This is a genomic window from Ralstonia mojiangensis (assembly GCF_023955645.1).
GTDB lineage: Bacteria > Pseudomonadota > Gammaproteobacteria > Burkholderiales > Burkholderiaceae > Ralstonia > Ralstonia mojiangensis.
On record NZ_JAMXHU010000001.1, the window covers coordinates 431373 to 456459 of the forward strand.

General features: G+C 64.4%; 24 protein-coding genes and 1 tRNA gene. 15 read left to right on the top strand and 10 right to left on the bottom strand.

Translation table 11 applies throughout. The annotated features are described in order from the left end of the window. Window positions 1-69 precede the first annotated feature (69 nt). The 3 genes from NG898_RS02035 to dkgB are packed head-to-tail and all read left to right on the top strand — an operon-like array spanning window position 70 to window position 3043. Entirely contained in the window at window positions 70-1014 is a 945-nt protein-coding gene (locus tag NG898_RS02035) for a TIGR03571 family LLM class oxidoreductase (protein WP_252690869.1), read from the top strand. Then, complete coding sequence (locus tag NG898_RS02040) at window positions 1011-2213, top strand: MFS transporter (protein WP_252690870.1); 1203 nt, start codon at window positions 1011-1013, stop codon at window positions 2211-2213. Before NG898_RS02035 ends, NG898_RS02040 begins: the two co-directional genes overlap by 4 nt. A 23-nt stretch (window positions 2214-2236) precedes the next feature. Next, window positions 2237-3043, top strand: coding sequence for a 2,5-didehydrogluconate reductase DkgB (dkgB, locus tag NG898_RS02045; RefSeq protein ID WP_252690871.1), 807 nt, complete (start codon window positions 2237-2239; stop codon window positions 3041-3043). A gap of 83 nt (window positions 3044-3126) precedes the next feature. Here the strand turns inward: dkgB and ilvD (NG898_RS02050) are convergent, their stop codons facing one another. The 5 genes from ilvD (NG898_RS02050) to NG898_RS02070 all read right to left on the bottom strand — a co-directional run bounded on the left by ilvD (NG898_RS02050) (window position 3127) and on the right by NG898_RS02070 (window position 8397). Further along, entirely contained in the window at window positions 3127-4986 is a 1860-nt protein-coding gene (gene ilvD, locus NG898_RS02050; protein ID WP_252690872.1) for a dihydroxy-acid dehydratase, read from the bottom strand. A 202-nt stretch (window positions 4987-5188) separates the two neighbouring features. Next, window positions 5189-5273 (bottom strand) — tRNA-Leu (locus NG898_RS02055). 65 nt (window positions 5274-5338) lie between these two features. Then, the gene (locus NG898_RS02060) at window positions 5339-6223 is read right to left on the bottom strand and encodes an NAD(P)-dependent oxidoreductase (protein WP_252690873.1); all 885 of its coding nucleotides are present in this window, start codon (window positions 6221-6223) and stop codon (window positions 5339-5341) included. Between the two features lie 21 nt (window positions 6224-6244). Continuing rightward, entirely contained in the window at window positions 6245-7414 is a 1170-nt protein-coding gene (locus NG898_RS02065; protein ID WP_252690874.1) for an ABC transporter substrate-binding protein, read from the bottom strand. Between the two features lie 41 nt (window positions 7415-7455). Next, on the bottom strand, window positions 7456-8397 hold the full coding sequence (locus NG898_RS02070; protein WP_147213309.1) for a CysB family HTH-type transcriptional regulator: 942 nt from the start codon (window positions 8395-8397) through the stop codon (window positions 7456-7458). Window positions 8398-8552: 155 nt separating this feature from the next. On the opposite strand from NG898_RS02070, the gene NG898_RS02075 reads away from it, so the two are divergent. The 7 genes from NG898_RS02075 to cobA all read left to right on the top strand — a co-directional run bounded on the left by NG898_RS02075 (window position 8553) and on the right by cobA (window position 15672). Next, entirely contained in the window at window positions 8553-9326 is a 774-nt protein-coding gene (locus NG898_RS02075; protein ID WP_252690875.1) for a sulfite exporter TauE/SafE family protein, read from the top strand. A 125-nt stretch (window positions 9327-9451) separates the two neighbouring features. Then, window positions 9452-11113 (top strand): nitrite/sulfite reductase, encoded by a 1662-nt coding sequence (locus tag NG898_RS02080; protein WP_252690876.1) that lies wholly within the window; start codon window positions 9452-9454, stop codon window positions 11111-11113. A gap of 18 nt (window positions 11114-11131) precedes the next feature. Continuing rightward, entirely contained in the window at window positions 11132-11680 is a 549-nt protein-coding gene (locus NG898_RS02085; protein ID WP_252690877.1) for a DUF934 domain-containing protein, read from the top strand. Further along, on the top strand, window positions 11677-12504 hold the full coding sequence (locus NG898_RS02090) for a phosphoadenylyl-sulfate reductase (protein ID WP_252690878.1): 828 nt from the start codon (window positions 11677-11679) through the stop codon (window positions 12502-12504). The genes NG898_RS02085 and NG898_RS02090 overlap by 4 nt, the downstream gene beginning before the upstream one ends. A gap of 20 nt (window positions 12505-12524) precedes the next feature. Then, window positions 12525-13475 (top strand): sulfate adenylyltransferase subunit CysD, encoded by a 951-nt coding sequence (gene cysD / locus NG898_RS02095; RefSeq protein ID WP_252690879.1) that lies wholly within the window; start codon window positions 12525-12527, stop codon window positions 13473-13475. A 2-nt stretch (window positions 13476-13477) separates the two neighbouring features. After that, window positions 13478-14809 carry a sulfate adenylyltransferase subunit 1 gene (locus NG898_RS02100; protein ID WP_252690880.1) on the top strand — a complete coding sequence of 444 codons (1332 nt, stop codon included), beginning with the start codon at window positions 13478-13480 and terminating at the stop codon, window positions 14807-14809. Window positions 14810-14865: 56 nt separating this feature from the next. Next, on the top strand, window positions 14866-15672 hold the full coding sequence (gene cobA, locus NG898_RS02105) for a uroporphyrinogen-III C-methyltransferase (protein ID WP_252690881.1): 807 nt from the start codon (window positions 14866-14868) through the stop codon (window positions 15670-15672). 15 nt (window positions 15673-15687) lie between these two features. On the opposite strand, the gene NG898_RS02110 is transcribed toward cobA, so the two are convergent. Continuing rightward, window positions 15688-16704 carry a zinc-dependent alcohol dehydrogenase family protein gene (locus NG898_RS02110; protein ID WP_252690882.1) on the bottom strand — a complete coding sequence of 339 codons (1017 nt, stop codon included), beginning with the start codon at window positions 16702-16704 and terminating at the stop codon, window positions 15688-15690. 127 nt (window positions 16705-16831) lie between these two features. On the opposite strand from NG898_RS02110, the gene NG898_RS02115 reads away from it, so the two are divergent. Together NG898_RS02115 and NG898_RS02120 are read left to right on the top strand one after the other, a co-directional pair. Continuing rightward, window positions 16832-17728: a LysR family transcriptional regulator gene (locus NG898_RS02115; protein ID WP_252690883.1), complete on the top strand. Its 897-nt coding sequence runs from the start codon at window positions 16832-16834 to the stop codon at window positions 17726-17728. A gap of 29 nt (window positions 17729-17757) precedes the next feature. After that, window positions 17758-18159, top strand: a complete 402-nt coding sequence (locus NG898_RS02120) for a 5-carboxymethyl-2-hydroxymuconate Delta-isomerase (RefSeq protein WP_252690884.1) — start codon at window positions 17758-17760, stop codon at window positions 18157-18159. A gap of 13 nt (window positions 18160-18172) precedes the next feature. On the opposite strand, the gene NG898_RS02125 is transcribed toward NG898_RS02120, so the two are convergent. Genes NG898_RS02125 through lptF form a run of 3 tightly spaced genes read right to left on the bottom strand, consistent with a single transcriptional unit; the run spans window position 18173 to window position 20855 of the window. Further along, complete coding sequence (locus NG898_RS02125) at window positions 18173-18544, bottom strand: sirohydrochlorin chelatase (protein WP_252690885.1); 372 nt, start codon at window positions 18542-18544, stop codon at window positions 18173-18175. After that, window positions 18544-19740 carry an LPS export ABC transporter permease LptG gene (gene lptG, locus NG898_RS02130; protein ID WP_175537144.1) on the bottom strand — a complete coding sequence of 399 codons (1197 nt, stop codon included), beginning with the start codon at window positions 19738-19740 and terminating at the stop codon, window positions 18544-18546. Before lptG ends, NG898_RS02125 begins: the two co-directional genes overlap by 1 nt. Next, window positions 19737-20855 (bottom strand): LPS export ABC transporter permease LptF, encoded by a 1119-nt coding sequence (lptF, locus tag NG898_RS02135; RefSeq protein ID WP_252690886.1) that lies wholly within the window; start codon window positions 20853-20855, stop codon window positions 19737-19739. Before lptF ends, lptG begins: the two co-directional genes overlap by 4 nt. A 114-nt stretch (window positions 20856-20969) precedes the next feature. On the opposite strand from lptF, the gene NG898_RS02140 reads away from it, so the two are divergent. The 3 genes from NG898_RS02140 to NG898_RS02150 are packed head-to-tail and all read left to right on the top strand — an operon-like array spanning window position 20970 to window position 23350. Then, on the top strand, window positions 20970-22478 hold the full coding sequence (locus tag NG898_RS02140) for a leucyl aminopeptidase (protein ID WP_252690887.1): 1509 nt from the start codon (window positions 20970-20972) through the stop codon (window positions 22476-22478). Between the two features lie 21 nt (window positions 22479-22499). Continuing rightward, window positions 22500-22928 carry a DNA polymerase III subunit chi gene (locus NG898_RS02145; protein ID WP_024975014.1) on the top strand — a complete coding sequence of 143 codons (429 nt, stop codon included), beginning with the start codon at window positions 22500-22502 and terminating at the stop codon, window positions 22926-22928. Beyond that, window positions 22925-23350, top strand: a complete 426-nt coding sequence (locus NG898_RS02150; RefSeq protein ID WP_252690888.1) for a DUF2486 family protein — start codon at window positions 22925-22927, stop codon at window positions 23348-23350. Before NG898_RS02145 ends, NG898_RS02150 begins: the two co-directional genes overlap by 4 nt. 55 nt (window positions 23351-23405) lie before the next feature. Here NG898_RS02150 and ilvD (NG898_RS02155) read toward each other — a convergent pair whose 3' ends face one another. Then, complete coding sequence (gene ilvD, locus NG898_RS02155; protein WP_252690889.1) at window positions 23406-25079, bottom strand: dihydroxy-acid dehydratase; 1674 nt, start codon at window positions 25077-25079, stop codon at window positions 23406-23408. Between the last annotated feature and the right edge of the window lie 8 nt (window positions 25080-25087).

Here is a 25087-nt window from a genome sequence, read left to right on the forward strand (position 1 = left end):
GCGGTCCATGCTCATTGCGCTGATAGCGAACGCATCGCCCGCAGCGCGCCTTTTGACCCGATCACGACCATGCCCCCAGCACTCGACAAACTGACTCACGGCGGCTTCACCATCGGCATTGAGTTGCCGCTCGACAACGATTGGTCTCCCGCTGGCGATGCCAAGCGGCTGCGCGATGGGCGCCGCCACGGTGTGCCGGATCTTGAACACCACGCCGCCCTCGCGCAGCTCGCAGATTCGCTGGGCTTTCGTGCCCTGTGGGTGCGTGATGTGCCGGTGTACGACCCCGCATTCGGCGATGCTGCGCAGGTGTTCGAAGCGTTTTCGTACCTGGGCTACCTGGCCGGCATCACGCGCAACATTCTGCTTGGCACGGCCGCCGTTGTTCTGCCGTTGCGCGAGCCGCTGCTGACGCTTAAATCGGCCGCAACGATCCAGGAGCTGAGCGGCGGTCGTCTGATGCTCGGTGTGGCCAGCGGTGACCGGCCCGTGGAATATCCGTTGTTCGGCCGCGACTTCGAGTCGCGGGGGGCAAGCTTCCGTGACCAGATCGCGCTATTGCGTGACGGCGCACGCGGCAGCTTGCCCGCCGGCGTAGAGATTCTGCCGGCCATGCGCACACCGCTTCCGCTGCTGGTGGCCGGCCTCGCACAACAGACGCCGGCCTGGATCGGCACACACATGGACGGTTGCCTCGCCTATTCGGGCACCCCGGCTGATCACGCGCAACGCGCCGCCGCATGGCATGCCGTTGCAGGCGACAAGCCCTACGTGAGCTTCATCCACCTCGATCTGGCGGATGACCCGCACGAACCGCTGCAACGTCATCGCTTTGGCGCACGCGCCGGGCGCATTGCACTGACCGAAGAGTTGGCAGCGATGCGCGAGGCCGGTGTGCAGCATGTCGGGCTGCATTTCCGCCGAAATCGTCGCCCGCTTGCTGAAACGTTTGCGGAAATCGCGGCAGAGGTCCTGCCCGCTTTCCATTCCTCTGCTTTGGAGTACACCGCATGAACCCCACCCCCACTTCCGCCGAGCCTATGCGTAGCAGCGCGACGCTGCCGCTGCTCGCGCTTGCCGCCGGTGCCTTTGGTATCGGCACCACCGAGTTTTCGCCGATGGGCTTGCTGCCCGTGATTGCCGACGGCGTGCATGTATCGATTCCGCAGGCCGGCATGCTGATCAGCGCGTACGCGATCGGCGTGATGGTCGGTGCGCCGATCATGACGCTGCTGCTCGCACGCTGGCCGCGACGCAAGGCGCTGATCGCGCTGATGAGCATCTTCACCATCGGCAACCTGTTGTCAGCCGTAGCGCCGGATTACACGACGCTGCTGCTCGCGCGGCTCGTCACCAGCCTCAACCACGGCGCGTTCTTCGGGCTGGGCTCGGTGGTTGCTGCCAGCCTCGTGCCGCGCGAGAAGCAGGCCAGCGCCGTAGCAACGATGTTCATGGGACTGACGATCGCCAACGTCGGCGGCGTGCCGGCCGCGACGTGGCTCGGTCAGATGATCGGCTGGCGCATGTCGTTTGCCGCCACGGCAAGCCTCGGTCTGATCGCCATCGCGGGTTTGTTCGCCGCGTTGCCGAAGGGCGATGCCGGCAAGATGCCCAACCTGCGTGCGGAACTCGCCGTGCTGACGCGTCCCGTCGTGCTGGGCGCGCTTGCCACCACGGTGCTCGGTGCGGGCGCGATGTTCACGCTCTACACGTACGTCGCGCCGACGCTCGCCCAACTGACCGGCGCCTCGCCGGCGTTCGTGACGGCGATGCTGGTGCTGATCGGCATCGGTTTTTCGATTGGCAACATCGCCGGCGGCCGCCTGGCCGATCGCTCGCTCGACGGCAGCCTGATCGGCTTTCTGTTGCTGCTGATCGTGACGATGCTGGCCTTCCCCGTGCTCGCCAAGACGCACGTGGGTGCGGCCGCCGCGCTGCTGGTGTGGGGCATTGCCACCTTTGCAGTCGTGCCGCCGCTGCAGATGCGCGTGATGCGTGCCGCAGCTGAGGCGCCGGGGCTTGCATCGTCCGTCAACGTGGGCGCGTTCAACCTCGGCAACGCCCTGGGCGCGGCAGCGGGCGGTGCGGCCATCTCCGCAGGCCTGGGTTATGCGGCTGTACCGATCGTCGGTGCAGTGATTGCGGCAGCAGGCCTCGCGCTGGTTGGGCTGCACGTTGTGCGGCGCCGGACGCGCCTCGCCATGAACCCCTGATTCGATTTTCCCTGGAGCACAAGATGAACAAGATTCCCGCTTTCGGCCTCGGTACGTTTCGCCTGAAGGGCCAGGTTGTCATCGACTCGGTCTGCAATGGCCTCGAACTCGGCTACCGCGCAATCGACACTGCGCAAATCTATGGCAATGAAGCTGAGGTGGGCGAGGCAATTGCCGGCTCCGGCGTGCGCCGCGAAGACCTGTTTTTGACTACCAAGATCTGGGTCGACAACTACGCCAAAGGCAAGCTCGCGGCGAGTCTCGAAGACAGCCTCGCCAAGCTGCGCACCGATTACGTCGACCTCACGCTGATCCACTGGCCTGCGCCCGACAACGGCGTGTCGATCGAAGAATTCATGACCGCGTTGGCCGAAGCCAAGGCCCGGGGTTTGACGCGCGAGATCGGCGTCTCGAACTTCAACATCGCGCTGACGCAACAGGCGATGGCGGTGGTTGGCAAAGACGCCATCGCCACCAACCAGATCGAGCTGAGCCCGTATCTGCAGAACCGCAAGCTCGTCGATTTCCTGCAGCGCGAGGGCATTCACGTCACGTCGTACATGACGCTCGCATACGGCAAGGTGCTGGGCGATCCGGTGATCGGCGCGATTGCACAGCGGCATGAGGCAACGCCGGCGCAGGTGGCGCTGGCCTGGGCGATGCAGCTGGGCTATTCGGTGATCCCGTCGTCGACCAAGCGCGAGAATCTTGCGAGCAACCTGCGCGCACAAACGCTGCAACTGACGGCCGACGATATGGCGCAGATTGCCGCGCTCGAGCGCAACGGTCGCGAGGTTTCGCCTGACGGGCTCGCGCCGCAGTGGGATTGAGCATCGCGCCACCGACGCAATAGAAAAAGCCGCTCCGAAGAGCGGCTTTTTTCACTTGGATCGAGCGCTTGGCCCGTGTTGGATCAGTCGTCCAGTTGCGACAGGTCGCGCACCGCGCCCTTGTCTGCCGACATGACCAACTTGGCGTACGCCTTGAGCGCGGCCGACACCTTGCGCGGACGCGGCTGCGCGGGCTTCCAGCCCTTGGCGTTCTGCTCTTCGCGGCGACGCGCGAGTTCCTCATCCGACACCAGCACGTTGATCGTGCGGTTGGGAATGTCGATACGGATCTTGTCGCCGTTGCGCACCAGACCAATCGCGCCGCCTGCAGCGGCTTCCGGCGAGCAGTGACCGATCGACAGACCCGAGGTGCCGCCCGAGAAGCGGCCGTCCGTCAGCAGGGCACAGGCTTTGCCCAGGCCTTTGGACTTGATGTAGCTCGTCGGGTACAGCATTTCCTGCATGCCGGGGCCGCCCTTCGGGCCTTCATAGCGCACGACGACCACGTCGCCAGCCTTGACCTTGTCGGCGAGGATGTTCTCGACCGCTTCGTCCTGCGATTCCGTCACGTGTGCCGTGCCTTCGAACACGAGGATGCTTTCGTCCACGCCGGCGGTCTTCACCACGCAGCCGTCCAGCGCGATGTTGCCCCTCAGGACGGCCAGGCCGCCTTCCTTCGAGAACGCATGCTCGTTCGAGCGGATGCAGCCCTCGGCGCGATCCAGATCGAGGCTGGGCCAGCGCGTGTTCTGGCTGAACGCGACCTGCGTCGGGATGCCTGCCGGGCCGGCACGGTAGAACGTCTGCACGGCTTCATCCGACGTGCGGACGATGTCCCACTGGTCCAGCGCATCCTTCATCGTGGGCGCGTGCACGGTGGGTGCGTCGGTGTGCAGCTTGCCGGCGCGGTCCAGTTCACCCAGGATCGCCATGATGCCGCCAGCGCGGTGCACGTCTTCGATGTGGTACTTGTTCGTGTTCGGCGCAACCTTGCACAGTTGCGGCACGACGCGCGAAAGGCGGTCGATGTCTGCCATCGTGAAGTCGATCTCGGCTTCCTGTGCGATGGCCAGCAGGTGCAGGATCGTGTTGGTCGAGCCGCCCATCGCGATGTCGAGCGTCATCGCGTTCTCAAAGGCCTTGAAACCGACCGAACGCGGCAGCACGCGCTCGTCTTCCTGCTCGTAGTACTGGCGTGCCAGCTCAACGATGCGGTGGCCGGCGCGCTTGAAGAGCTGTTCGCGGTCTGCGTGCGTGGCAACCACGGTGCCGTTGCCTGGCAGCGACAGGCCGAGCGCTTCGGTCAGGCAGTTCATCGAGTTGGCCGTGAACATGCCAGAGCACGAACCGCAGGTCGGGCACGCAGAGCGTTCGACTTCGGCCACTTCCTCGTCGGAATACTTGCTGTCGGCTGCGATCACCATCGCGTCGATCAGGTCGAGCTTCTTGATCTCGATGGCCTTGGTGACGGGGTTGGCAAGGCGCGTCTTGCCCGCTTCCATCGGGCCGCCCGAGACGAAAATCACCGGAATGTTCAGGCGCATGGCGGCCATCAGCATGCCCGGGGTGATCTTGTCGCAGTTCGAGATGCACACCATGGCGTCGGCGCAGTGCGCGTTGACCATGTATTCGACCGAGTCGGCAATGATGTCGCGGCTGGGCAGCGAATACAGCATGCCGTCGTGGCCCATGGCGATGCCGTCATCCACGGCAATCGTGTTGAATTCCTTGGCAACCCCGCCCGCAGCTTCAATCTCGCGCGCGACGAGCTGGCCCAGGTCTTTCAGGTGCACGTGGCCGGGCACGAACTGGGTGAACGAGTTGACCACCGCGATGATCGGCTTCTGGAAATCTTCATCTTTCATGCCGGTGGCGCGCCAGAGCGAGCGCGCCCCCGCCATGTTGCGGCCGGCGGTGGAGGTTTTGGAGCGGTATGCGGGCATTGTGGGTACTGAAGAAGGTTCGAAATGGGGAGCGGGCCACGCGGATACAGGCCCTCATGCCCGTGCGATCAACCTCTTGAGCCGCGCCCGGGGCAAAACCCGCATTATCCCACGCCCGGCGGGGCGTGTTGCCGGCTGTCGTCGGGTTGGCGAATGGCCAATGAAAAAGCCGCTTCTGCATGAACAGAAGCGGCTTGAATTCTGGTGCCCGAGGCCGGAATCGAACCGGCACGCCTTGCGGCGGGGGATTTTGAGTCCCCTGCGTCTACCAATTTCACCACTCGGGCAGGTGCTGATGAGCCGGCAATTATGCCAGAAATCCGGCCATCCGAACAAGGCGGCCGGGCAATGCTCAATCCGCCTGCTGATTGTTCTGCTGCTCCAGCACGCGCAGCAGCGACGCCGTGTCGTCATATCCCCAGCCATTGGCGACCAGCGTATTGAGCTGCGAAGCCACCAGCTCCATCGCCGGCATCTGCAGGCCGAGTTCCTGGGCGATCTCGCGCACGAGGCCGAAATCCTTGTCGTGCAGGCGCGCTTCGATGCCGGCGGCAAAGTTGCGCTCGGCCATCTTTGGCCCTTCCAGGTCGAGCATGCGGCTGCCGGCAAAGCCCGGGCCGATGGCCGCCAGCACGCGCGACGGGTCGGTGCCTTGAGCACGTGCAAACAGCATGGCTTCGGCAATGCCCTGGATATTGATGACCTGCACGATCTGGTTGCACGCCTTGGCGACCTGCCCGGCACCGTGATGGCCGACGTGCGTGATGGTGGTGCCCAGCAGTTGCAGCAGCGGGCGCACGCGTTCCAGCACCTCGGCCTTGCCGCCCACCATGATCGACAGCGTGGCCTTTTGGGCGCCTGCGGTACCGCCGGAGACCGGCGCATCCAGAAACTCCAGGCCCGCCGCTTCCAGCTCGGCGGCCATGCGGCGCGTGGCCACGGCGGAGATCGTGCTGTGGTCGATGCACACCGCGCCGCGTGGTGCGCCATGGACGACGCCATCCGGGCCCAGCAGCACGCCTTCCACATCGGCCGTGGAGGTTACGTTGGTGAAAATGACTTCGGCGTCGCGTGCAGCCTCGGCGGGGGTGCTGCAAGGCTCGGCGCCGATGGCGCGGGCGTTGTCGGCAGCCTCCGGACGGCGCACATAGGCGCGCACGGTGTGTCCGGCGGCAATCAGGTGCTGGACCATCGGCGTGCCCATGTTGCCGAGGCCGATGAAGGCGATACGTGTCATGACAAATCTCTGCGTGTCTGATTAGCGCGGGCCGGCGTAAGCAAAGCGGCCGTTCTTGATGATGCCCATCACGCGCGAGCGTTGGTCAAAGCCCTGGTGATCCTGGGCATTCAGGTTCAGCACGCCGTTGGGCACAGTCAGATCGCGCGTGGTTTCCAGCGCGTCGCGCAGGGCGGCGCGGAAAGCGGGGGTGCCAGGCTTGGCGCCGGTCTTGAGTGCGCGGGCCGTGGCGTTGTCGAGCAGCTGCCACGCGCCCCAGGCGTCGCCCGCAAATTGCGTGACGGTGTTAGGACCGTACTTGGCTTCATAGCGCTCGGCAAACTCAACCGCCACCTTGCGTACCGGATGGCTGGCCGGCAGTTCGCGCGCCACCACCACGGGGCCGGTCGGGAAGAGGGTGCCTTCCACGTCCTTGCCGCCCACCTTCAGGAATTCAGTGCTGGCGATGCCGTGCGTCTGATAGATGCGGCCCTTGTAGCCGCGCTCGACCAGCGTGCGTTGCGGCAGCGCGGCCGGGGTGCCGGCTCCGGCAATCAGGATGGCGTCGGGCTTGGCGGCCATCAACTTGAGAATCTGGCCGGTCACGCTGGTATCTGTGCGGGCAAAGCGCTCGTTGGCGACCACCTTCAGCTTGCGCACCTCGGCCAGCTTCGAGAATTCACGCCACCAGCTTTCGCCATACGCATCGGTAAAGCCGATAAAGCCGACGGTGTGCACGCCGTTGTCCGCCATGTGCTGCGTGACGAGCGTGGCCATCTGCGAATCGTTCTGCGGCATCTTGAAGGCCCAGCGGCGCTTGGCGTCCTGCGGCTCGACGATGGAAGCGGAGGCGGCCAGCGTGATCATGGGCGTTTGACCTTCGGCCACGGCATCGAGCGAGGCCAGCGCCGTCGGCACGATCGTCGGCCCGACGATCACGTCGACCTTGTCTTCGGCGATCAGCTTGCGCACGTTGCGCACCGCCATCGACGGGTCGGAGGCGTCGTCCAGCACGATGATCTGCGCGCGCTGGCCGCCGATGGTCGCCGGCCACATCTGCACGGTGTTCTTGCTGGGAATGCCGATGGCCGCGGCGGGGCCGGTGGTCGACAGCACCACGCCCACGCGGATGTCGGCTCGGGCGGGCAGGGCGATGGCGGCAGCGCTGGCAAAGAGTGCCATGCCGCACAGCAGGCGACGTCGGGTCGTCATGAAATCTCCGGAAAGTTCGGCAATTGCAGATTGCGGGCGGATCACAGCTCGTACGCTTCGTGATCGCCGGACATGAGTTGTTCGACCAGCTTGCGCGTGAGCGTCGGCGCAAACAGTTCGATGAAGGTGTAGACGAAGCCGCGCAAGTACGCGCCTTGTTTGACGCCCAGATGCGTGACGTTGGTACCGAACAGATGGCCGGCCGGAATGGCGCGTAGGTTGCGATCGCGCTCGGCGTCAAATGCGACGCCGGCCACGATGCCCACGCCCAGCCCAACTTCTACGTAGGTCTTGATGACGTCTGCGTCGATGGCTTCGAGCACGATGTCGGGCTTGATCTGACGCAGCTCGAAGGCGTGGTCGATCTTGGGCCGGCCGGCAAAGTGCTGGTCGTACGTGATGAGCGGGTAACCCTTCAGGTCTTCCAGCGTCAGGTGCTGGCGTGACAGAAGCGGGTGATCAGGCGGCGTCACCACCACATGCTGCCACTGGTAGCCCGGGATCGAGATCAGATCCTTCACGTGCGACATGCCTTCGGTGGCGATGGCAAGGTCGGCCTGGTCGTGCAACACCATCTCGGCAATCTGCGCGGGCGTGCCCTGCTGAATGGAAAGGCGCACCTTGGGGTATTTGCGCGTGAACTCGGCAATCGCCTTGGGCAGCGCATAGCGCGCCTGCGTGTGCGTGGTGGCGATGGTGAAGTTGCCCTGGTCTTGCGCGGCGTAGTCTTTGCCGACCCGCTTGAGGGTTTCCACTTCTTCCAGCACGCGCTCGACCGAGGCCAGGATGCGCCGGCCCGGTTCCGTGAGACCCCGGATGCGCTTGCCGTGCCGGGTGAAGATATCGACGCCCAGTTCCTCTTCCAGCTCGATGATGGCCTTGGAGACACCGGGTTGTGATGTATAGAGCGCTTTCGCGGCCTCTGTCAGGTTGAATTTCTGCCGCACGGCTTCGCGCACGAAGCGGAATTGGTGAAGGTTCATGGCTGCGCGGTCGATAAAGAAGAACGAGTGCGAACTGAACGCTACTTATAACCGACGCCATATAAACAAACAATTTTTTATTGGTTTGGGATATGAGGCCAGTTCATTACGATGCTCGAACTTCGTGATAACACGCCCTCACTGTCTCCCGCGCCATGACGCTTGCCTATACGGTTTCCGGTTTGCTGGTCGGCCTGTTGGTCGGCCTGACGGGCGTTGGCGGCGGCTCGCTGATGACTCCGCTGCTGACGCTGATGTTCGGTTTTTCGCCAGCGACCGCTGTGGGTACGGACTTGGCATTTGCGTCGCTCACCAAGGGCGTTGGGACGATCGCGCATCGCAGCCACGGTCATATTCGCTGGGACATCGTCAAGCGCCTCTGCCTGGGCAGCCTGCCTGCGGCACTGGTGACCGTGATCGTGCTGAAGAACGCCGGCAACCTCGATGCTGAATGGATGCACCTGATTCGCCTGACGATTGGCGTGTCCGTGATCCTGACCGTGATTTCGCTGTTGTTCCGCCAGCGCGTGCTGGGCTGGTTGGCTCGCAACCCGCGCTACCGCCTGCAGGGTACCGGGCTGGCTGTGGCCACCATTCTGGTTGGCGCGGTGCTGGGCGTGCTGGTGACGGTGTCGTCCATCGGCGCGGGTGCCGTGGGCGCGACGCTCATCCTGATCCTGTATCCCGAATTGAAGAGCGCCGAAGTGGCCGGCACCGACATCGCTTATGCCGTGCCGCTGACCGCGGTGGCGGGCCTGGGCCATATGTATCTGGGTACGATCGACTGGAACCTGCTCGTGTCGCTGCTGGTGGGCTCCATCCCAGGTATCTGGCTGGGCGCGCGCCTGTCCAAGAATCTGCCGGAACGTCTGGTGCGCGGCGCACTTGCTGCCACGCTGACGATCACGGCCATCAAGCTGGTGTCGTGATGCGTCATCTCATGCCGGCCCTGCTTGATTGTGGCTGCTGTCGCTGAGCCGGCAGCAGCACCATAACGAAACGCTTTCCCCCAATTGAATCGCACGCCGGCCCAGCCGGATTGGACTGAACAGTCATGTACCAATACGACGCTTACGATCACCGCCTCGTCGCCGACCGCGTCGCGCAATTCCGCGACCAGGTACGCCGCCGCATTTCGGGCGAACTGACGGAAGAAGAGTTTCTGCCGCTGCGTCTGCAGAATGGTCTGTACTACCAGCGTCACGCTTACATGCTGCGTGTGGCGATTCCGTATGGACACCTGCGCGCCAAGCAACTGCGCATGCTCAGCCACATCGCTGCCGAGCACGACCGCGGCTACGGCCACTTCAGCACGCGCCAGAACATCCAGTACAACTGGATCGAGCTGGAGCAGGTGCCGGACATCCTGGCCAAGCTGGCTTCGGTGGAAATGCACGCCATCCAGACCTCGGGCAACTGCATTCGCAACATCACGACCGACCAGTTTGCCGGCGTGGCACCCGACGAGGTGATCGATGCGCGCCCCCTGGCGGAAATCCTGCGCCAATGGTCGACGTTCATCCCCGAATTCGCGTTCCTGCCGCGCAAGTTCAAGATTGCCGTGTCGGCGTCGCGTGAAGACCGCGCCGTAACGCAACTGCACGACATCGGCGTCTACGCCTATGAGAAGGACGGCCAGACGCTGCTGCGCATCCTGGCTGGCGGCGGCATGGGGCGTACCCCGATCCTGGGCGCGATCATCAAGGAAGACCTGCCGTGGCAGCACATGCTGTCGTACATCGAGGCCGCCGTGCGCGTGTACAACCGCTACGGCCGCCGCGACAACAAGTACAAGGCGCGCATCAAGATTCTCGTGAAGGCCATCGGCGCGGAAGAATTCGCCCGCCAGGTGGAAGAAGAGTGGCTGCACATCAAGGACGGCCCGTCGACCATCACGCAGGCCGAGTTCGACCGCGTGGCGCAATTCTTCGCGCCGCCCGCATATGAAAAGCTGGCGGACACCGATGCCACCTATGAAAAGGCGCTGCTGGAGAACAAGGCGTTCGCCCGCTGGGTGAGCCGCAACGTGCATCCGCACCGCGTGGCGGGCTATGCCGCAGTCACGCTGTCGCTCAAGCCGGGCGCGGCGCTGCCCCCGGGTGACGCGACGGCCGAGCAGATGTCGCTGGTGGCGGATTGGTCCGAGCGTTTTGGTTTTGGCGAGCTGCGTGTCGCGCACGAGCAGAACCTGATCCTGCCGGACGTGAAGAAGCATGATCTGTTCGAGCTGTGGCAACTGGCCAAAGAGCACGGCATGGCCACCGCCAACATCGGCCTGCTGACCGACATCATTGCGTGCCCGGGCGGCGATTTCTGCTCGCTGGCGAATGCCAAGTCGATTCCCATCGCGCAGGCAATTCAAGCGCGTTTCGACAACCTCGATTACGTGTACGACCTGGGCGAGCTGTCGCTCAACATCTCGGGTTGCATCAACTCGTGCGGGCATCACCACGTCGGCAACATCGGCATCCTGGGTGTGGATAAGCACGAAGAAGAGTGGTACCAGGTGTCGTTGGGCGGTGCGCAGGGCAACGACTCGGCGATCGGCAAGATCATCGGGCCGTCGTTCAAGGCAGAAGAAATGCCCGACGTGATCGAACGCATCATCGACACCTTCGTCGCCAACCGCACGGAAGACGAGTTGTTCATCGACACCTATCACCGCATCGGCATGGCTCCGTTCAAGGAACGCGTCTACGCCCGTGAAGAAGCCTGACCGCCGAGGGAAATGAACATGAGCAAGATCATCAAGCTGCAAAACGGTGCCCCGCAAATCGTGGCTGACGAATGGACCGTGCTGCGCGCCCCGGAAGGCGGCGAACTGACGCAAGCCAATGTGGATGCCGCTGCGCACGCCATCGTGCCGGCAGCCTATTGGCAAACCAACCGCGACGCGCTGCTCAGCCGCGCCCGCGCTGGCACGCTGGCCGTCTGGTTGGCCCCGGACGACGAGCCGTTTGCGCTGGAGGCTGACCTGCCGAACCTGCCGCTGGTGGCGGTGGATTTCCCGGTATTCCGCGATGGCCGTGGCTATAGCACTGCGTTCCTGCTGCGCCAACGCTTGGGCTTTACGCGTGAGTTGCGCGCCATCGGCGACGTGCTGCGCGATCAGCTCGACTTCATGCGCCGCTGCGGTTTCGATGCCTACGCCGTGCGTGCGGACAAGAACATCGACGACGCGTTGAATGGCTTTGGCGAGATCAGCGTGCGCTACCAGGGCGCCATCGACGAGCCGCGTCCGCTGTTCCGCCGCGAGCGCACAACCGAGGCGAATGCAGCATGAGCGACACCCAAGACATCGCCGTGTCCGAAGTGCCGGTGTCGGCAATCGGGCGCCCGGTGCTGTGGACGCGCCCCGTCTACACCGGCACGGCTGAAGCCCTGGCTGCGAAGGAAGCCGCGCTGTTCGAGCGCCTGGCCGAGATTGCCGCCAAGCACGGCGTGGCAAAGTTCGCCACCAGCTTGGCCGCCGAAGACATGGTCGTGACCGATGCGATCCTGCGCAGCCCCGAGGCCGTGCGGGCGCACCTGCCGATCTTCACGCTGCAGACCGGCCGCCTGCACGCCGAAACGCTGGCGATGCTCGATCGCATTCGCGCGCACTACGGTTATGCGATCGAGCAGTACGCACCGGACGCCCGCGCAGTGGAAGCCTACGTGCGTGACCACGGCCTCAACGCGTTTTACGACAGCATCGAACTGCGCAAGGCCTGCTGCAACATCCGCAAGGTGGTGCCGCTGAATCGCGCGTTGAAAGACGCCGACGCGTGGCTCACGGGCCAGCGCCGCGAGCAGGCCGTCACCCGTGCCGACCTGCCGTTTGCCGAAGATGACGACGCCCGCGGCATCGCCAAGTACAACCCGCTGTTCGACTGGTCCGAGGCCGAAGTCTGGGCGTACCTCGAGCAGCACAACGTGCCCACCAACGCGCTGCACGACAAGGGCTATCCGAGTATCGGCTGTGAGCCTTGCACGCGCGCGGTGCGTGCTGGCGAGGATGTGCGCGCCGGCCGGTGGTGGTGGGAATCCCGCGACAGCAAGGAATGCGGTCTGCATGCGGCAAATGCGGTGACAAATTCGGCGACGAATCTGTCGCAAAAGAATTGAGCGAGAGCTAAGGAAGAATCATGGGAGTGATGAGCGAGATCCCCGGCACGGCCCTGACGCCTGTGCAGAACGAACACCTCGACTGGCTGGAAGCCGAGTCGATCTACATCATCCGCGAGGTGGTGGCCGAGTGCCGCAACCCGGCGCTGCTGTTCTCGGGCGGCAAGGATTCGATCGTCATGCTGCATCTGGCGCTCAAGGCATTCCGCCTGGGTGACCGCAAGATCGATCTGCCGTTCCCGCTGGTGCACATCGACACGGGTCACAACTACCCGGAGGTGATCACCTTCCGCGACGAGCAGGTTGCCAAGCTGGGTGCGCGTCTGGTGGTCGGGCATGTGGAAGATTCCATCAAGCGCGGCACGGTGCGCCTGCGCAAGGAAACCGACTCGCGCAACGCCGCCCAGGCCGTCACGCTGCTGGAAACGATCGAATCGCACGGCTTCGACGCCCTGATGGGCGGCGCCCGGCGCGATGAAGAAAAGGCCCGCGCGAAGGAACGCATCTTCTCGTTCCGCGATGAATTCGGCCAGTGGGATCCGAAGGCCCAGCGCCCGGAACTCTGGAGCCTGTACAACGCCCGCATGGCGCAAGGCGAGCAGATGCGCGTGTTCCCGATCTCCAACTGGACGGAACTCGACGTGTGGCAGTACATCGCCCGCGAGAACCTGGCCCTGCCTCCGATCTACTACGCGCATCAACGTGAAGTCGTGCGCAAGAACGGCCTGCTGGTGCCCGTCACGCCGATCACGCCCAAGGCCGACGGCGACGTGAGCGAAGTCCTGTCGGTGCGCTTCCGCACCGTGGGCGACATCAGCTGCACATGCCCGGTGGCGAGCACCGCCGCCACGCCGACCGAGATCATCGCCGAGACGGCCATTACCGAAATTACCGAACGCGGCGCCACGCGCATGGACGACCAGACGAGCGAAGCCTCGATGGAAAAGCGCAAGAAGGAAGGGTATTTCTGATCATGACGACGAATTCGACGCACCCAGCGACGCATCCTGCATCGCACCAAGGCCTGCTGCGCTTCATCACCGCCGGTTCCGTTGACGACGGCAAGAGCACGCTGATCGGCCGCCTGCTGTACGACAGCAAGGCTGTGCTGACCGATCAGTTGCAAGCGCTGGCCAACGCCAAGAACAAACGCACTGCCGGCGAGCAGATCGACTTCTCGCTGCTGACCGACGGCCTGGAAGCCGAGCGCGAGCAGGGCATCACGATTGACGTGGCGTACCGCTATTTCTCGACCGCGCGCCGCAAGTTCATCATTGCGGATACGCCGGGCCACGAGCAGTACACGCGCAACATGGTGACCGGCGCCTCGACTGCGCACGCCGCCATCATCCTGATCGATGCCACGCGTGTGACGACCGTCGACGGCAAGACGGAGCTGCTGGCCCAGACCAAGCGCCATTCGGCCATCGTGAAGCTGCTGGAACTGCAGCACGTGATCGTGGCCATCAACAAGATGGACCTGGTCGACTACAGCGAAGCGCGCTTCAACGAAATCCGTACCGCCTACGATGCACTGGCCGCACAACTCGGCTTGCGCGACGTGCGCTACGTGCCGGTGTCTGCACTGCGCGGCGACAACATCGTTCACGCGTCCGAAGCCATGCCGTGGTACCAAGGCGAGCCGCTGCTGGCGTTGCTGGAAGACCTGAAGGTGGAAGAGACCGCCCCTGCGGGCGACGATGCGCTGCGCTTCCCCGTGCAGCTCGTGGCGCGCCAGGATGGCTCGCAGGCCGATGATTTCCGCGGCTACATGGGCCGCGTGGAAGCCGGCACGGTGCGCGTCGGCCAAGCCGTGCGCGTGTTGCCAGCTAACCGCGAAACCACGGTGGCCGAAGTGCTGACGCCCAATGGCGCCGCTGATTCTGCCGGCCCCGGCGAGACCGTCACCGTGCGCCTGGCCGACGACGTGGACATTTCGCGCGGCGACACGATCGTCGCAGCCCCGACGACTGCCGCCAACGCCGCCAAGAAGCTGCATGCCGACCTGTGCTGGTTCGACGAACACGAACTGAACCCGGCCCGGAAATACGTGCTCAAGCACACCACGGCTACCGTGTTCGCACGCGTATCGGATGTGGAGCGCGTACTGGACGTGCATACGCTGTCGCACGAAACCGGCCGCAAGCAGATCGCGCTCAACGATATCGGTACGGTCAATATCAGCCTGCAGAAGCCCATCGTCTGCGATGCGTATGGCGATAACCCGGCCACCGGCGCGTTCATCCTGGTGGACGAAGCCACGCACCATACGGTGGCGGCTGGCATGATCCGTGCGTTTTCCTAACGTGAATAGGGCGCGGTAAGTTGCGCCCACAAGGAAAAAGCAAAGGAATTTAGGCAATGGAAGCGAAGACCCCAAAAACACTTGGCCACGTGAGCCTGATTGGTGCGGGCCCGGGCGCCGCCGACCTCATCACGGTGCGCGGTGCACGATTGTTGGGCGAAGCCGAGGTCGTGCTGCATGACGCATTGGTCTCGCCGGAGGTCTTCCAGTACTGCCCGCAGGCTGTGCTGATTGCAGTCGGCAAGCGCTGCGGCAAGCGCTCGACCGCGCAGCGCTTCATCAATCGCCAGCTCGTCGATCTGGCCACCAAGTATCAGCGCGTGGTACGCCTGAAAGGCGGCGATCCGATGCTGTTCGGCCGTGCCGACGAGGAACTGCAGGCGCTCGAGCAAGCTGGCATCGACTACGAAATCGTTCCGGGCATTACGGCGGCGCTGGCAGCCGCTTCCGCGATCCGTCAGCCGTTGACCAAGCGCGGTGTCGCCCGCAGCGTCGCGTTTGTTACGCAAGCCAAGGCTGCCGATCCGGACACACCGCAACCCGAAGGCGTCGTGCCGGAACCTGTTGCGCAGGCGGATTCGCTCGTCTACTACATGGGCCGCGATCAAGCAGCCTCCATCGCAGCGGACTTGATCGCCCGTGGTCGTGCACCGTCGACGCCCGCCTGGGTGGTCGAGGCTGCGACCACGCCCGAGCAGCGCTCGGCGTGCTTCACCCTGCAGCAGATGGCCGACGGCGCCGCTGCAGCGTGGATCAACCCCGAGCATCCGAGCTTGCTGATGATCGGGGATGCATTTGCCGTGCGTGCGTCGGCTGCGGCCTCGGAAATTCTCGCTGGCGAGCCGCATATCCTGGCCGCCTGAGGATTTCAGCCTGCGTCAGAACGCAAGCGCAATCTTCCCGAACACCTTCCCGGCTTGCAGGGCCCTGAACGCCTGGGGCGCGTCCTGCCATGGCAGCACCTGATCGACGATCGGATGCAGGCCGTGCAACGCCAGCGCCTGGTTCATCGCTTCAAATGACGCGCGTGGCCCCACCGATGCTGGCCGGATCACCGCCTTGCGCGCGAAGATCTCCAGCGGCGAGACGCCGCCCTCGCGTCCAGCGAGGTAGCCGACAAGGTGAATCTGTCCTCCAATCCGCAACGCCTTCAGCGAGCGTTGCAGCGTGCCGCCACCGCCCACCTCGATGACGTGATCGACGCCCCGGCCTTCCGTGAGCGCCAAGACCGCTTCATGCCATTCGGGCGTCGTTCGATAGTTGATCGTGTCGGACTCAGGCACGCCCAGACCTCGGACGCGGTCCAGCTTGGCGTCGCTGCTGGATAGGACGATGGGCCGTGCGCCGGCCATCAGCGCGAATTGCACGGCGAACATCGACACGCCGCCCGTGCCCTGCACAAGCACGGTCTCGCCGGGCTGCAGGCTGCCTGCCTCGATCAGGCAATGCCAGGCGGTGACACCCGCGCAGGGTAGCGCGGCCGCTTCCGCGTCGCTCAGGTGCGCAGGAACGACCACTGCGCCACCTGCATCCAGCCGCATGGTGTCGGCCAGCCAGCCGTCGATGGGGCCGCCGAGCATGCGGCGTGTGTCGGCGTTGCGGAAGTCGCCGGCATCCCAGCGCTGCCAGAACGTGCCCGCCACGCGGTCCCCCGGGCGTACGCGCGTGACCTGTTCACCCACGGCAAGGACCTCTCCAACCCCATCCGAAAGCGGAATCAGCGGTAACGGAAACCGCGTGAAGAAGGTGCCGCAGACGATTTCGAGATCGCGGTAGTTGAGCGACGCGGCGCGCGTACGAACGATGATCTCGTGGGGGCCAGGCATCGGATCGTCCCGCTCGATGGGGCGCAGGGTATCGATGCCGTAACCGTCGGTCAGAGCCAGTGCTTTCATGGGTTCCTCTTGGCAGGAGTGTTGGGGGGGGCGCGCATCAGGCGCGTCTGGCACGACTTTGGCGCATGTCATAAGATGAATCCAATTCAATTTGGTCAGAAAAAACATAACAAATGGGAATGTCGGCATGCTCGAAGAAATGCGTACCTTTGTGCTGTTGGCGCAGACGGGCTCGATCGCGCGCGTAGCGGAGCGTCTGCCGCTCACGCAACCGGCCGTCACCAAGCAGATTCAGCGGCTCGAACGCGCGCTTGATACCGTGCTTTTCGACCGTCGCGTCAAACCATTCCGCCTGACGGCCGAGGGCGAGGCAGTGCTTGCCCGGTGCCGCACCATCGTCGGCGAGTTCGAAGCGCTGCGCGGTAGCGTGCGTACATCGGGTGAACCGGAAGGCGTGCTGCGTGTGGGGGTAAGCCACGCCGTGGGCGATGTGCGATTCGCGCGCGTGCTGTCGGGTCTGCGGGAACGTTTCCCGGCGGTGTCGTTTCGCTTGAGCTGTGAGTGGGGCGGCGTCCTGCGTGAGCGTCTGCAGCGCGCTGAGCTGGACGCTGCGCTGTGGTTGGCCCCTTCGGGGGCCGCCGGTCATCGCTCGGATGGCGGTATCCGCGTGATCGGCACCGAGCCGGTCGTCCTGATTGCTGCGCCGTCGCGCAAGCTCCCGGCCGCGTTGTCGATGGCGCAGGTCCGGGGCGAAGCCTGGGTGCTGAATCCGGCCGGTTGCGAAATGCGTGCGTGGTTGCTCGGCCGTTACGAGGCAGACCGGCTGACGCCGAACGTGGCTGCCGAGGTGCAATCGGTGCCGTTGCAGCATGCGCTGGTGGCGGAGGGCTTCGGGCTAGGCTTCGCGCCGTCGCGGCTCATTGGCCCGCAGATTGACGAAGGGTCGCTCTCGGCCCACAAGCTGGCAGCAGCGCCCGCTCTTTGGGATGTGTGTGTGCACCGGGCGCCGTCGCTGGGCCGGCTGGGGCGCGTGGTGGATTCGCTCGAATCGGCGTTGTGCACTGAAGCCGTAGTGGCGCGTTAATCACCTAATGTTCTTTTCAGGCGCCTGCGATGCCGCACGTCATCATCGAATACACAGCCAACGTCGAAGCCGACGCGCGCATCCCGGAGCTGATGCGCGCGCTCAATGACGTGCTGATCTGCCACGCCGCCGTGTTTCCCATCGGTGGTATCCGCACGCGCGCGCTGCGGCTAGACCAATACCGCATGGCGGACGGCAGTGCGGACGACGCCTTCATCCACGTGACGTTCAGGATCAAGGCAGGGCGGCCTAAAAACGTGACGGGGCCCGTCTGTGCGGCTATGTTCGCCGCCATGCGCGCGCATCTTGCTGACGTGCTTGCGCGTCGTTATCTTGGATTGACGCTGGAATTGGTGGAGTTTGCTACGCATGGCTTTCACGTCGAGAACAACGTGCATGCGCGCTTCACGCGCGCGGCAGAGCCGCAGTGAGGCGATGTCCGGCTTAGCCGAGTTGGCGGACGCAGTAACCCGCGATGGCGTCGAGCACGGCGTCGTCTTCGCCAACAGCATCGGCGCAGCGGATGGAGAGGGAGGGATGAGCTTGCGCGCATTGCGCGACCAATGCAGGCAGATCGCGCCGCAAGTGGCCGCCTTGTCCAAAGAACACCGGCACGATGGTGACACTCTGCGTGCCGTTTGCGGCCAGGTCAGCGATGGTGCCCGGCAGATCGGGCGCCATCAGTTCGAGAAAGGCTAGGCGCGTGTCAACGTCAGGCTGCTGGGTAGCCAAACGCGCGCGCAGGCGGTCGAATGGTTCACGCCAGCGGGCATCGCGTGCGCCGTGTGCAAACAGAACGAGCGCCCGGTCGGCCATCAGTGGCGCTCCACCCAACGCAGGCTGACCAACGCCAGTGCCAGATACAACGCGCCCGGCACGATGGCCGTGAAAATGGCCGGCCACGTGTTCAGCAGGCCGACGTGCGAGAAGAGGTTGTTCACCAGCTGGAACGACAACCCCAGCATGATGCCGCCGAATACTTTCAGGCCAACCGCCCCCGCCCGTGCGTGCAGATACGCAAAGGGAAGGGCCAGCGCCATCATCACCAGCACAGTGAACGGATAGACCACTTTCTTCCACAGCGCGATCTCGTAGCGCTGCGTGTCCTGCTTGTTGTCGCGCAGATGGCGGATGTACTGAAAGAGGTCCAGCGTGGCCATGCGGTCAGGAGTGACCATCAGCACCGACAGAATCTGCGGCGTGAGCTCAGAGCGCATCTCCTGCTGCGGCAGTTTGATCTGCTCGCCGCGGAAGTCGGGCGCCAGCGCATCGGGTGCGCCGGGCACGGCCTGCACGGTGTCTTGCGGGGCGACGGTGCCTGGCTTGCGCGGAAATTCAATGAAGCGCGTTTCCGTCACGCCGTTCAGTTGCCAGTTCTGGTGGCCTTGGTAGCGCGCCTGCTCCGCCACGCGGATCGAACTCAGGCGGTAGTCCGAATCGAATTCATAGATGCGCAGGCCCTTGATGGACTGGTCCGGCTGCAGCGCGCCCACGTTGACAAAGCGGGTGACTTCGCCGCCCGTGCCGTCGGGTTTGGCGGGGCCGCGATCCTTGACCCATACGCCCGAGCGGAAGCCGGCCGAGACCGTCGCGCCCAGTGCTTCCAGTCGCACTTTCTGTGCGTACTCTTCCGCCTTTGGCCCGATGAATTCACCGAAGATGTACGTGACCAGCGCCAGCGGCAACGCAATCTTGAACAACGACATCAGCGCACGCCGCGTATCAAGCCCGGCCACGCGAAAGATCGTGAACTCCGACTGGCTCGCCATCTGCGAGAACACGTAGATGGCGCTGATGAGCGCCGCCACCGGAATCACTTCGTACACACGCGTCGGCGCCTGCAGCATCACGTGGAAGAACGCGACGAGCGTGGTGTAGCGTCCGACTACCGAACCCAGTTCGCCCAGCATGTCGAAGAAGATAAACAGCGCCAGCACCGCAAACAGGATGAAGACGAACACGCCGTAGATCTGGCGCGCGAAGTATTTCTCGTAGACCGGCATCTTCATCATGCACCCGCCTTCTTGGGCGCGAAGCCGAGGAGGGCGGAAATCCCCTTCAGGCCGGCCGCGCTGTAATGGCGGAAGCGGAACAGCAACACCGCGCAGATGAAGGCAGCGAGGTGGATCGGCCACCACGCCATGAACACGTTCATCTTGCCCTGCGAGACCCACGCCTGCGACAGGTTCAGCAGGTTCGAATACGTCAGGTAGATCAGCACCGCGAAGATCATCGGTGTGTAGCGGCCCAGGCGCGGGTTGACGTAGGCCAGCGGAATGGCGATCAGCACGAAGTTCAGCGCCAGCAGCGGCAGGCCGATCCGCCAGACCAATTCGCCAAGGTTCTCGGGCGTCGGGTTGGCGAGCAGATCCTTCGTGGAGCGGCTCTTGGTTGGCAGGCTGGCATCTGCCCGCGGCGGCTTGTTGGCGACCTTCACGCCGTATTTGTCGAATTCGACGATGCGGTAGTCGAGCTTGCCGGGCGTGCCTTCATAGCGGCGGCCCTTGTCGAGCACGACAAAGCGGTCGCCGTTTGGCATGGTCTTGAATTCGCCGGTCTTGGCCATCGCCACGCCGATCTTGTCCTGCTCGGCATTGGCGACGAACAGGTTGCGGGCGTGCTTCATGCCGTTATCGACGCCCTCGATAAAGAGGACGTAGCTGCCGTGCGCCGGCTCGATGAAGCGGCCGGCGGAGATCATCGACAGCACATCGCGCTGCTCGAAGCGGTCTCGGAACAGCGCGCTCTGCTGGTTGGCCCACGGCCAGCCGAACAGCGCCAGCAGCGCCACCAGCACGATGAACGGCAGCGAGAAGCGCAGCACGGGGCGGATGAAATCCGTCAGGCTGATGCCGGAGGTGAACCACACCACCATCTCGGAATCCTTGTACCAGCGCGTCAGCACCAGCAAGACCGAGATGAAGAGCGTGGCGCACAGCAGAATCGCCAGGTAGCCCAGCGTTGCCAGGCCGATGAGGAGCAGGACGTCGTTCGGGTTCGCTTCGCCGTTGGCGGCCATGCCGAGAATGCGGATCACCAGGGTGGTCAGCATGAACGTCAGCAGCACGAGAAAGACGGCGCCGGCGGTGAATGACAGCTCGCGTCGCAGGGCTTGTTCAAAAATCATGCGGATGCGGGATGGGAGGGCGAGGTCATGGCCGGCGTGCGTTCCACCGGAGCCCCTGCGCAAAATGGCGGATAATGTGGGCTTTCGTTGACTCGCCTCATAGAGAGAAGCGCGATGGAATTTAGCACAAAAGCCCTGGACTGGGCCAAAGCAGGCGCCCTAGCCGCCAAGAGCGATTGCCTCGTGATCGGTCTGTTCGAGTCGCAGACCCTGGCCGGCGCCGCAAAGGCGTTGGACGTGGCCACCAAGGGCCTGGTCGCTCGCCTCGTCAAGCTGGGCGACTTTGAAGGCAAGCGCGGCACGTCGCTGCTGCTGCACGAAGTGGCCGGCGTGGGCGCTGCCCGCGTGCTGCTGGTTGGTCTGGGCAAGGAAGCCGATTTCACCGACCGCGTCTACGCCGAGGCCGTGCGCACCGCACTGCGCGCGCTGGCCAGCACCAAGGCCACGAGCGTGACGTGGACGCTCACCGAGCACGCCGCGCGCGACAAAGATACCGCCTGGGCCGTCCTGACCGCTGTCACGCTCATCCGCGAAGCCAGCTACCGCTTCATCGAGCGTCACCCGGAACTCAAGAGCAAGCGCGACAAAAACGGTACGAGCCTGCGCAAGGTCGTCCTGGCCGTGCCGGCAGCCGATGCCAAGGCGGCCGCCGTGGCCGCAGCGCGCGGCGCTGCCGTCGCCAACGGCATGGACCTTACGCGTGATCTGGGCAACCTGCCGTCCAACATCTGCACGCCGACGTACCTGGCCAACACCGCACGCCAGATCGCCAAGGACTTCAAGCTCAAGGTGGAAGTGCTCGGCCGCAAGCAGATCGAAGCCTTGAAGATGGGCGCCTTCCTGGCCGTGACAAAGGGCAGCGTGGAGCCGCCGGCCTTCATCGTGCTGCGCTACGAGGGTGGCCCGGCCAAGCAGGCCCCGGTGGTGCTGGTTGGCAAGGGCATCACGTTTGATACGGGTGGCATCTCGCTCAAGCCGGGTGAGGGCATGGACGAGATGAAGTACGACATGTGCGGCGCCGCTTCGGTGCTGGGCACGCTGCGTGCTGTGGCCGAAATGGGCCTCAAGCAGAACGTCATCGCCGTGGTGCCGACCTGCGAGAACATGCCTAGCGGTGTCGCCACCAAGCCGGGCGACGTGGTGACCAGCATGTCGGGCCAGACCATCGAAATCCTGAATACCGACGCCGAAGGCCGCCTGATCCTCTGCGATGCGCTCACTTACGTGGAACGCTTCAAGCCGGCAGTGGTGATCGACGTGGCAACGCTCACGGGCGCCTGCATCATCGCGCTTGGTCACATCAACACCGGCATGTACGCCCGCAGCGATGCGCTGGCGGGCGCGCTGGTGGCGGCCGGCAAGCAATCGCTCGATACCGCGTGGCGCATGCCGCTGGATGAGGAATACCAGGAGCAGCTCAAGTCCAACTTTGCCGACATGGGCAACATCGGTGGCCGTCCGGCCGGCAGCGTGACGGCTGCCTGTTTCCTGGCGCGCTTTACCGAAAAGTATGACTGGGCCCACCTGGACATCGCCGGCACCGCTTGGAAGAGCGGCGCGGCCAAGGGTGCCACGGGCCGCCCGGTGCCGCTGTTGACGCGCTTCCTGATGGACCGCGGTTGATTGGCAGAGGCAAAGCACCGTATGACTCGCGTCGACTTTCACAGCAACGTGCCCGGCAAGCTGGCGTATGCCTGCCGGCTGGTGCGCAAGGCCTACGGCGCGGGCCAGAAAGTGATCGTGGTCGGAGATCAAGCTGCGCTGCAAGCGTTCGACACGCAATTGTGGACGTTCAGTCAGCTCGATTTCCTGCCGCATTGCGGCCTGCGGCATCCGCTGGCTGCGCAGACGCCCATCCTGCTGGCCGATGCATCCGAGCCGCTGGACGACGCGCCACATCACGACATCCTGGTCAACCTGTCGCCCGAACCGCCGGCGCTGTTCGCGCGCTTTAGCCGATTGATCGAGATCGTTGGCGATGACGATGCCGATCGTGCCGCTGCGCGCGATCGCTTCCGCTTCTACCGCGATCGCGGCTATCCGATCCAACATCACGACGTGGGGCGCGCATGACCGACGGACGCTATCCCGGGTCCCACGCGGACAACAACATCCCGGTTCTGACGGAGATTGTCGAACTGGAGGACACAGCACCCGCGGCAGCGCCCGCCGCGACGCCGCCTGCGCCAGCAGAAACCCCCCACGTGGACGTCCCGCCCGCATTGCGCGAGCAAGGCCTGACGCCCACTTCAGCCATGCCTCCCGCAGGCACCGATGCCGCCCGCGTGATGGGCGACGTGATGTGGCGTTTCCAATCTGAGTGGCCGGCGTTGATCGAAGCGCAGTGCCGCGCAGCCATGGAATCGCGCCTGTCGCTGTTGAGCGAACAGCTTGCAGCTGAGCTGACCCGCACGCTGGAGGCCCGCCTGATGGATTGGCTGGGCGCGGCGCTGGACGATGCGCTCGCCGCGCAGCACAAGCCCCCGCAGCGCTGATCGCACAAAGAAAAACCCGCCGTCTGGCGGGTTTTTTGTGGGTGTCGCCAACTACTCAATCCGTCACAGCACCCTTGCTGGCCGTTGCCGCCAATTTCGCAAACTTCGCCAGCACGCCGCGCGTATAGCGCGGCGCCGGTTGTTTCCACGCGGCGCGGCGGCGGGCAAGCTCGTCGTCTGGCACGTTCAACTGCAGCAGGCGCTGGTGTGCGTCGATGGTGATCGAATCGCCTTCGTGCACCAAGCCGATCGTGCCGCCCACGTACGCTTCCGGCGCGACGTGGCCGACCACCATGCCCCACGTGCCGCCCGAGAAGCGTCCGTCGGTAATGAAGCCGACCGACTCGCCCAGGCCCTTGCCGATGATGGCTGAGGTCGGCGCCAGCATCTCCGGCATGCCGGGGCCGCCCTTCGGTCCTAGATAGCGCAGCACGAGGATGTCGCCGGCCTTGATCTGGTCGCTCAGGATCGCGCTCATCGCGCTTTGCTCGTCGTCGAACACGCGCGCCGGGCCCGTGATGACGGGGTTCTTCAGGCCGGTGATCTTCGCCACGGCGCCTTCCTCGGCCAGGTTGCCTTTCAGGATGGCGAGGTGGCCTTCCTTATAGAGAGCTTTGTCGATCGGCAGGATCACGTTCTGGTCAGCGCGCGGCTGGTCGGGCACGTGCGCGAGTTCTTCTGCCAGCGTTTTGCCGGTGATGGTGATGCAATCCCCATGCAGCAGGCCGGCATTGAGCAGCAGCTTCATCACCTGCGGGATGCCGCCGGCCTCGTGCAGGTCGGTCGCCACGTATTGGCCCGACGGCTTGAGATTGCAGATGACGGGCACGCGCTGGCGCACCCGCTCGAAGTCATCGATGGTCCATTCCACTTCTGCCGCGTGGGCGATGGCCAGGTAGTGCAACACGGCGTTGGTGGAGCCGCCGGTGGCCATGATCACGGCTACGGCGTTCTCGATGGATTTGCGCGTGATGATGTCGCGCGGCTTCAGGTCGCGGCGCACGGCTTCGACCAGCACGCGGGCGGATTCAGCTGCGCTGTCGACCTTCTCCTGATCGGGATTGGCCATCGTCGATGAATACAGCAGCGACATGCCCAACGCTTCAAACGATGAGCTCATCGTGTTGGCCGTGTACATGCCGCCGCACGAACCGCTCGACGGGCAGGCGTTTTTTTCGATTCCTTCGAAGTCTTCTTCGCTCAGGCGGCCTGCGGTGAATTCGCCCACGGCCTCGAACGACGAGACGATCGTCAAATCCTTGCCCTTCCAGTGGCCCGGCTTGATGGTGCCGCCGTACACATAGATGCCCGGCACATTCGTGCGCGCCAGGGCAATCATGCCGCCCGGCATGTTCTTGTCGCAGCCGCCGATGACGACGACGCCATCCATCCATTGGCCGTTGACGCAGGTCTCGATGCAGTCGGCAATCACCTCGCGCGAGATCAGCGAGAACTTCATGCCTTCCGTGCCCATCGACATGCCGTCAGAAATGGTGGGCGTGCCGAAAGTCTGCGGATTCGCGCGGGCGTCCTTCACGGCAGCCACCGCGGCATCGGCCAGCTTCTGCAGGCCCGAGTTGCACGGCGTGATGGTCGAATGACCGTTGGCCACGCCGATCATTGGATTGTTGAAGTCGTCTTTCGTGTAGCCCAGCGCGTAGTACATCGAGCGATTGGGCGAGCGCGCCACGCCCTGTGTGATGTGCTGGGAACGCTTGTTGTCTGGCATGAGGGTCT

Excerpts from the sequence above, each read along its gene's own strand:
- NG898_RS02035 (WP_252690869.1), top strand. The coding sequence starts at position 70 with ATGCCCCCAGCACTCGACAAACTGACTCACGGCGGCTTCACCATCGGC.
- NG898_RS02040 (WP_252690870.1), top strand. The coding sequence starts at position 1,011 with ATGAACCCCACCCCCACTTCCGCCGAGCCTATGCGTAGCAGCGCGACG.
- dkgB (WP_252690871.1), top strand. The coding sequence starts at position 2,237 with ATGAACAAGATTCCCGCTTTCGGCCTCGGTACGTTTCGCCTGAAGGGC.
- ilvD (WP_252690872.1), bottom strand. The coding sequence starts at position 4,986 with ATGCCCGCATACCGCTCCAAAACCTCCACCGCCGGCCGCAACATGGCG.
- NG898_RS02060 (WP_252690873.1), bottom strand. The coding sequence starts at position 6,223 with ATGACACGTATCGCCTTCATCGGCCTCGGCAACATGGGCACGCCGATG.
- NG898_RS02065 (WP_252690874.1), bottom strand. The coding sequence starts at position 7,414 with ATGACGACCCGACGTCGCCTGCTGTGCGGCATGGCACTCTTTGCCAGC.
- NG898_RS02070 (WP_147213309.1), bottom strand. The coding sequence starts at position 8,397 with ATGAACCTTCACCAATTCCGCTTCGTGCGCGAAGCCGTGCGGCAGAAA.
- NG898_RS02075 (WP_252690875.1), top strand. The coding sequence starts at position 8,553 with ATGACGCTTGCCTATACGGTTTCCGGTTTGCTGGTCGGCCTGTTGGTC.
- NG898_RS02080 (WP_252690876.1), top strand. The coding sequence starts at position 9,452 with ATGTACCAATACGACGCTTACGATCACCGCCTCGTCGCCGACCGCGTC.
- NG898_RS02085 (WP_252690877.1), top strand. The coding sequence starts at position 11,132 with ATGAGCAAGATCATCAAGCTGCAAAACGGTGCCCCGCAAATCGTGGCT.
- NG898_RS02090 (WP_252690878.1), top strand. The coding sequence starts at position 11,677 with ATGAGCGACACCCAAGACATCGCCGTGTCCGAAGTGCCGGTGTCGGCA.
- cysD (WP_252690879.1), top strand. The coding sequence starts at position 12,525 with ATGGGAGTGATGAGCGAGATCCCCGGCACGGCCCTGACGCCTGTGCAG.
- NG898_RS02100 (WP_252690880.1), top strand. The coding sequence starts at position 13,478 with ATGACGACGAATTCGACGCACCCAGCGACGCATCCTGCATCGCACCAA.
- cobA (WP_252690881.1), top strand. The coding sequence starts at position 14,866 with ATGGAAGCGAAGACCCCAAAAACACTTGGCCACGTGAGCCTGATTGGT.
- NG898_RS02110 (WP_252690882.1), bottom strand. The coding sequence starts at position 16,704 with ATGAAAGCACTGGCTCTGACCGACGGTTACGGCATCGATACCCTGCGC.
- NG898_RS02115 (WP_252690883.1), top strand. The coding sequence starts at position 16,832 with ATGCTCGAAGAAATGCGTACCTTTGTGCTGTTGGCGCAGACGGGCTCG.
- NG898_RS02120 (WP_252690884.1), top strand. The coding sequence starts at position 17,758 with ATGCCGCACGTCATCATCGAATACACAGCCAACGTCGAAGCCGACGCG.
- NG898_RS02125 (WP_252690885.1), bottom strand. The coding sequence starts at position 18,544 with ATGGCCGACCGGGCGCTCGTTCTGTTTGCACACGGCGCACGCGATGCC.
- lptG (WP_175537144.1), bottom strand. The coding sequence starts at position 19,740 with ATGATGAAGATGCCGGTCTACGAGAAATACTTCGCGCGCCAGATCTAC.
- lptF (WP_252690886.1), bottom strand. The coding sequence starts at position 20,855 with ATGATTTTTGAACAAGCCCTGCGACGCGAGCTGTCATTCACCGCCGGC.
- NG898_RS02140 (WP_252690887.1), top strand. The coding sequence starts at position 20,970 with ATGGAATTTAGCACAAAAGCCCTGGACTGGGCCAAAGCAGGCGCCCTA.
- NG898_RS02145 (WP_024975014.1), top strand. The coding sequence starts at position 22,500 with ATGACTCGCGTCGACTTTCACAGCAACGTGCCCGGCAAGCTGGCGTAT.
- NG898_RS02150 (WP_252690888.1), top strand. The coding sequence starts at position 22,925 with ATGACCGACGGACGCTATCCCGGGTCCCACGCGGACAACAACATCCCG.
- ilvD (WP_252690889.1), bottom strand. The coding sequence starts at position 25,079 with ATGCCAGACAACAAGCGTTCCCAGCACATCACACAGGGCGTGGCGCGC.